We start from the raw sequence: 5,893 nt of genomic DNA, 5'->3' as shown, positions 1-5,893 counted from the left end.
CCCAACGGCACTGCCGACCCCAACGGTTCGCGCGTCAACGGAATGACGAACCCTGACGGCTCATCTGATGCCAACGGCGCTGGCGGTCCGCAGAACACTAACTTCGACGGCAGCACCACCACTTCTACCGGCGCAGCCGGCACTAGCAACACTAGTCCCGGTGAGATTCCGGGTACGCCGGAGGACAGTGAGTTCCTTGTGGGTGTCGGGGTGCGTGCTGACGGGTCCCGGGTCGATCTGACTGCTGAGCAGCCCACGGCGAGGGCGTGGATCTATGAACGGTTCGCGACTCTGGTCTCGCGGATCAGCATGGACCAGGCCGGGGCCGGGACCCCCTACGCGCTCGTCGTAACTGCGACGGCTGAGGACCTGGCCCACGGCACCGGGGAGGGCACCACCGGTGTTGAGACGCCGATCCCGATCAGTGAACTGCAGACCCGCGGGTTGAACGGGCAGGTGTTCTTCCATCTGGTGTCACAGAAGGCGAAGACGGTGCAGGTACTCACGGAGAAGAGGTTTGCCAACAAGCAGCAGATCGCAGTGGTCACGGCCCGTGACAAGGGGTGTACGTTCCCGGGCTGTGATGCCCCTCCGGGGTGGTGTGATGCCAATCATGTGATCCCGCATGCCCGGGGAGGGCGCACGGAGATCAATAATCTGGCACTGGCGTGCAGTGCTCATCATCATCTGATGGACCGGTCGGAGTGGGAGATGCGGATGATGACCAATGGGCGCCCGGCGTGGGTGCCACCGGCATCGGTCGATCCTGCCCGGGAACCGATCTTCCATCCCCGGTTCCTTGCCGAGGACATCATGAGCACTCTCTTCGACGACCTCGCCGACACGGGCGGCCTTGATGATGCCGGTGGGGGCGGGTCGGGTGCGAACGGGTCGAGTCGACCACCGTGCTGACCGGGCCAGGGGACCACTCTGCCTTCACACAGTCGATTGCGGTGGAATCGCAACTCGAGGGGCCGAGCGACTCAGATCAGTCCGGGTACCGGCGTTTCGGATGATTGAACCGGCCTCGATCAGACCATTCATCTGTGAACATTCATTCATCTGTGACTATTCATCTGCGGCTTTCCGGCACCAGTTCTGCGTCGTCGCTGGCCAGATCGCGCAGAGCCGCGATGGCATCGGCGAGAAGGGCCTGCTGAGGATGCCCGGGATCGCTGATGGCATGGATATAACGAGTCGGAACGGGATCGGCCAAGGGAACGACCGCCACCCCGGCGGGCAGCGGATCAATTCCGAGGCGGGGAAGAACCGTCACACCCAGTCCGCGGCTGACCATATGCAGAGCCGTGGGGAAACTGTGGGCCTCGTGCTTGAAGTGGACCGGGACCCCTGCTCGCGCGCATGCGTCGAAGAGGATCGTCCGGCATGGGCCGCCCCCGGTGTCGTTGTCGATCCATGGCAGCTGGGCGAGGTCGCTGAGGGAAATCGAGTCTGCTGCGGCCATTGGGTGGTCTTCGGGTACTGCTGCAACGTACGGATCTTCGATGAGGAAGCTGCTGTCGACCCCGGAGGGAAGGCTGAGCTCCGGGGATTCGGCGATCATGACCTGGATGTCGGATTCGAGTTCGGTCCATGGTCCTTCGGCGAGGTTGAGCTGAACGGCAGTATGGGGATAACGGTGCTCGAGGTAGGCGACAAGCTCGGGAAGCCAACGAGTGCCTGCCGAAGCGAAGTATGCGATCGAGAGCCGATCGACGCGGCTCTCCTGCAGCTCAGAGATTCGCTGCTGCAAACGGCTCGTCGATTCGAGCACGGCGTCAATGTCAGCGAGGATGGCCGAACCGGTATCCGTCAAGCCCAGTCTGCGCCCACGTCTCGTGAAGAGAGTGAGGCCGGTCTGCTTCTCGAGAAGCTTGAGATGATGGCTGACGGCAGACGGCGACAGGCCGAGGTGCTGAGCGGCCGACCGCACTGAACCCGTGACCGCGACGGACTTGAATGACTGGAGATGCGACACCGAGTGCATTCTCGGATCGTATTGAGAGCGCGCACAGTTGTGCAATAGTGTGCGCTTTTCATGGACAGTCGCAGACGGAATGATCGAGGTTATGAGACACAATCCTGACGCCGACCGTCCAACAGAGCGAATGAATCGAATTGAACGGCGACCGTCCCTGAGTGACAGGATTCCTGCGTTGCCGTGGATCGCCGCATTGCTCACCATGGTGTTCTGGGCGTCGTCATTCGTCGTCATCCGCGATGCCGCTGCTCATTTCAGCCCGGGCGCGATGGCGCTGCTGCGCTGCATCGCGGCAGCCGTGGTCCTCTCACTCTGGATGGTCTTCCGCAGGCCCCGCATCCCCTCGTCGCCGAGAGTATGGTTCATCGTCGCACTCTGGGGAGTGGCGTGGTTCGCCGCCTACGTCGTCGTCCTCAATGCCGCTGAGCATTCGATCGATGCTGGGACCGCCTCGATGATCGTCAACATCGCCCCGCTCATCATCGAGGTTTTCGCCGGCATCGTCCTCGGTGAGGGGCTGCCGTGGCGTCTGCTCGTCGGCATCTTCGTCTCCCTGGCGGGAATCGTGCTCATCACGGTCGCGAGCTTCACCGGAGTCTTCACCATCGGCGGTCTTGTGCTGAGCCTTTCAGCGGCGCTCCTCTACGCCGCGTGCGTGCTCCTGCAGAAGCACTTCCTCTCCGGCGAGGATTCGGTGACCGTGACGTGGTTGGGCATTCTCGCCGGCACCCTCGCCTGCCTGATCTTCACCCCGAGCCTCCTCACCGAGGTCGCCGCAGCCCCCATCGACATCACTCTCCAAGTGATCTACCTGGGCATTGTGCCCACGGCCATCGCGTTCAACCTGTGGGGTTATGCGATCCGCGTGCTCCCTGCCGGCCTGCTGAGTTCGTCGAGTCTGCTCGTGCCGGCGATCGTCGTCGTCCTTGCCTGGATTGTTCTCGCCGAGGTTCCGCCGCCCCTGGCAGCAGTCGGCGGCGTCCTCTGCCTGGTCGGCGCCGGCTGCGCTATCGGTCCGCAGATTCTCAGATCGGTGCAGTCGGTCCGGTCGCCGGGTGCTCAGCCCTCGGCCTTGCCCTGTCGCCAGTAGCCCATGAACGCGACCTGTTTGCGGTCGACGCCGACCTCCTGCACAAGGTAGCGGCGCAGTCGTTTGACCGGTCCGGCCTCGCCGGCGATCCACGCATAGAACGGGCGGGAGCCGCGCTCGGTGTCACTCGAACTGCTCTGCGCAGCCTGTGTGAGCCGGGTAGGCGTGTCCCAGAGGATCTCCTCGTCGATGTCGACATCCTCGAGTTCGACTCCGCCTCCTGCGGACACCGACGCCCCCACCTCGGCGAGGGCCTTGTTCTCTGCACGCACGGCCTCCCGCACTGCCGGCTCGAGAAGCGCGCCGAAGTCCGCGTCGCCGCGCGGCAGCCATTCGACCTCGAAGCCCTCGGGCGCCGTGAGATCGAGAATGTCGTCAGCGCTCGGAACCTCGATGACAGCCCTGCCGCTGACGGTCGCGTCCTTGAGGGAATCGAGGATCGAGGCGATGGCCGGGACAGCGGTCTCGTCACCGGCGAGCAGGATCTGATCGGCGTCGCCGCAGTCGAACTCGATGCCGCCGTACGCGCCCTGGTGGTGACGGGACGGCCCGATGATGTGCAGTCGGTGGCCGATCTCAGCGTTCTTGGCCCAGGTCGCCGCCGGACCCGAATGGCCGTCGTCATCGATGTGGAGCACCATGTCGACGACGAGTTCTCGGGCATCGCTGCGCCACTCGCGGACGGTGTACGTGCGCATCGCTCCGCGGACATCCTCATCGACCTGCAGCCACGCCTGGTACCACGGGTTCCCGGCCTCGACCTGCTCGGCGAAGAAACCGAGGAGGTCGAACTCCGGAGCGCTCAGTCCGCCCGGCGGGATGATGAGCTTGAACCGCAGATCACGCGGGTGCCCGTCGGTGCCGAAATCCGCCAAGTCGTCGCCGCCGAAGGTGATGCGGCGGAATGAGGGGCTCAGGTCCTCGATGCCGATGACGGTGGCCTCGAAAGCGCCGATGGATGCTCGTGACACGTGTTCTCCTCTGCCTCCTGCACAGGCAGGAGCGATCCGGCTGGTACTCGACGAGCATAACATCTTTGTTAGGTTAGCCTCTCCACAATGATGCTACGGTGATCTCGTTCCCGTTCCCTCTCGAAAGGTCGTCATGCGCCGACGTCAGCTCCTGGCTCTCACCGCTCTCGCTCCGCTCGCCCTCGTCGCCTGCTCCACCGAGGCATCCGAGTCCGGGACCGCTCAATCGTCCGCCAAGAACTTCTCGTACTCGCCCGCCGGCTACGACGGCGTCACCGTCTCACTCGACAGACCAGCTGAGCGCATCGCGATGGACTTCTACTCCGCGGCCGCGCTCGCGCCGTACGGCATCACACCCGTCGCGGTCTTCGGATTCGGGCAGAACGAGTCCCCGGGGAAGTCGTTCGACACCACAGGCGTCGAGATCGTCGGCACCGACATGGAGCTCGACACCGAGGCGCTGGCCGCGACAAGGCCCGACATCGTCGTCGCCTACGGCAACGAGACCGGCGACGGCTGGACCTGGTGGGATGACAAGCTCAGGGAGCAGGTCACCTCGCTCGTCCCATTCGTCCCGATCAAGCTCCAGGACCAGACGCCCGACGACATGTTCGGCCAGTACGCCGCCGTCGCCCAGGCGATCGGTGCAGACACCGACTCCGCGGAGATCACCGCACAGCGCCGCGACTTCGATGCGGCACGGCAGCGCATCCGCGACGTCACCGCCGACAAGGACTGGCTCACGGTGCTCCTCGCGAACTTCAATGCCGACATCATCTACACCGCGAAGGACCTCGGCATCGCCCGGATGCTCGCCGACGACGGCGTGACCCTCGTGGGACCCGACCCCGGCGCCGACAGCTCGTGGGCCGAGGTCTCGTGGGAGAAGATCAGCGATTACTCCGCCGATGTCCTCCTCGTCCACGACGCCTCGGCCGACTTCGAGACGAATCCGATCTACCTCAGCCTGCCGACGGTCAAGGCCGGGCAGACCGGCACCTGGGATGACAAGCGCGCCTTCACCTACGACGGGTATGCGGCATGGCTCAACGATCTCGCCGAGGTGCTCGACCGAGCCGAGGACATCGACAAGAACTGATCCGGCTGAGCTCAGGACCGGAGCTGGCCGGGGCCGAGAACGATGAGAATCGGATGTGATCCCGACCGGAAGCGATCCCGACCGGTGTCATCGATGCGCTCCCTCCCGCAGCGACCGACCATGATGAGTGTCGAGCATTCCGGCAGCAACGAGTCGTCCTAGAAGTCGTAGCCGTCGCTGATGGTGATGACGACCTTTCCGTCGACGATCTCAGCGACGCCGTCGACGGAGAAGATCACCGTGTCATCGAATGCCCCGCCGTCGTCGAAGAACGAGTCGTAGCTGCCCGTCACCAGCGCCTCACCCTCGGAGACCGTCGTGATCGCCCACGACGGGCCGCCGTTGGGTCCGGCCCCCATTCCGCCGTCGTAGTAGTACGGATCGGACGACGGGTCGGACACCGTGACGGTCGGATACGACGAGATCGACCACTTGAGATCCGTGGCATCGAAGCTCTCGGCGCTGTACGAGCCGAACGGGCAGCCGTCGGGCTGAGCCACGGTCTTCTTCGCGCAGCTGTCGACGAGCGTCTTGACCTGCTTGTCGACCTCGCTGCGGAACGCGTCCGTCGGCTCCGGTGCGAGCAGCGCGGGATCGCCCCCATCGAGGTCCTGGTCCTCGACGCTGCCGCCGAAGAAGGTGCGGGCCTCGATCGGATCCGCAGAGACGAGATCGCTCTTCTCCGCCAACCGGGTCCGCTGAAGGTTTGGTTGACCTCCGGGTTTATGCCGCCAGTGTAGCGGCTGGGTTCA

General features: G+C 64.5%; 6 protein-coding genes. 3 read left to right on the top strand and 3 right to left on the bottom strand.

The window, feature by feature from the left end; all coding sequences use genetic code 11:
* Positions 1-912 (top strand): HNH endonuclease signature motif containing protein (locus tag ABD154_RS13935; RefSeq protein ID WP_344251458.1); only part of this gene is annotated, 912 nt, incomplete at its 5' end.
* A gap of 160 nt (positions 913-1,072) precedes the next feature.
* Here the strand turns inward: ABD154_RS13935 and ABD154_RS13930 are convergent.
* Positions 1,073-1,987, bottom strand: coding sequence for a LysR family transcriptional regulator (locus ABD154_RS13930; RefSeq protein WP_198500023.1), 915 nt, complete (start codon positions 1,985-1,987; stop codon positions 1,073-1,075).
* Positions 1,988-2,156: 169 nt separating this feature from the next.
* Here ABD154_RS13930 and ABD154_RS13925 point away from each other — a divergent pair, with 169 nt between their 5' ends.
* Positions 2,157-3,071 (top strand): DMT family transporter, encoded by a 915-nt coding sequence (locus ABD154_RS13925; RefSeq protein WP_344251457.1) that lies wholly within the window; start codon positions 2,157-2,159, stop codon positions 3,069-3,071.
* On the opposite strand, the gene ABD154_RS13920 is transcribed toward ABD154_RS13925, so the two are convergent.
* Entirely contained in the window at positions 3,041-4,042 is a 1,002-nt protein-coding gene (locus ABD154_RS13920) for a siderophore-interacting protein (protein WP_232623769.1), read from the bottom strand. The genes ABD154_RS13925 and ABD154_RS13920 overlap by 31 nt on opposite strands.
* A gap of 133 nt (positions 4,043-4,175) precedes the next feature.
* On the opposite strand from ABD154_RS13920, the gene ABD154_RS13915 reads away from it, so the two are divergent.
* Positions 4,176-5,141 (top strand): ABC transporter substrate-binding protein, encoded by a 966-nt coding sequence (locus tag ABD154_RS13915; RefSeq protein ID WP_198500020.1) that lies wholly within the window; start codon positions 4,176-4,178, stop codon positions 5,139-5,141.
* 158 nt (positions 5,142-5,299) lie between these two features.
* On the opposite strand, the gene ABD154_RS13910 is transcribed toward ABD154_RS13915, so the two are convergent.
* Positions 5,300-5,830: a hypothetical protein gene (locus ABD154_RS13910; RefSeq protein WP_344251456.1), complete on the bottom strand. Its 531-nt coding sequence runs from the start codon at positions 5,828-5,830 to the stop codon at positions 5,300-5,302.
* Between the last annotated feature and the right edge of the window lie 63 nt (positions 5,831-5,893).

The organism is Brevibacterium sanguinis (assembly GCF_039528855.1).
Taxonomy (GTDB): Bacteria; Actinomycetota; Actinomycetes; order Actinomycetales; family Brevibacteriaceae; genus Brevibacterium; species Brevibacterium sanguinis.
The sequence above is the reverse complement of the archived record's forward strand: the minus strand, read 5'-3'. Positions and strand labels throughout refer to the sequence as shown.

Bases quoted from the DNA above. Each gene is read 5' to 3' on its own strand.
- ABD154_RS13930 (WP_198500023.1), bottom strand. From the start codon at position 1,987: ATGCACTCGGTGTCGCATCTCCAGTCATTCAAGTCCGTCGCGGTCACG.
- ABD154_RS13915 (WP_198500020.1), top strand. From the start codon at position 4,176: ATGCGCCGACGTCAGCTCCTGGCTCTCACCGCTCTCGCTCCGCTCGCC.